Origin of the sequence: Curtobacterium sp. MCBA15_013 (assembly GCF_001865095.1) — a bacterium.
GTDB lineage: Bacteria > Actinomycetota > Actinomycetes > Actinomycetales > Microbacteriaceae > Curtobacterium.
Genome location: NZ_MJGQ01000042.1, coordinates 1316 through 1647, shown reverse-complemented (window position 1 = coordinate 1647; position 332 = coordinate 1316). Strand labels below are relative to the sequence as shown.

The window sequence follows — 332 nt, the reverse complement described above, 5'->3', positions numbered from 1 at the left end:
ACGAGCCGCTCGACCGCGGGGTCCCGTTCCGCCAGGGTCCGCGTCTTGTAGGGGTTCGTGGCGATGGCCTGCTCGACGTTCTTGTAGAAGCCGAAGTCGACGTTGATGCCGAGACCCGCTGCGAGCAGCAGGCTCGCGGCAGCGGCCCCGGCGACCACCCGACCCGTCCAGCCGCCCTGCACGAGCAGCACGACCAGCAGCAGGATCCCGGCGCACGCCAGGGCGACCCACATCCGGGTCACCGAGGTGAACGCGACACCGAACGCGTCCTGGACGTCGCCGAACCACCAGACGAGCGCCAGCCCGGCGACCGCACCGACGCCGAGGGCGGC

At 72.0% G+C, this 332-nt stretch carries 1 pseudogene; it reads right to left on the bottom strand.

Annotation, left to right across the window (positions count from 1 at the left end):
* Positions 1-332: pseudogene (locus tag BIV01_RS19895) on the bottom strand (hypothetical protein); the annotation flags it as partial.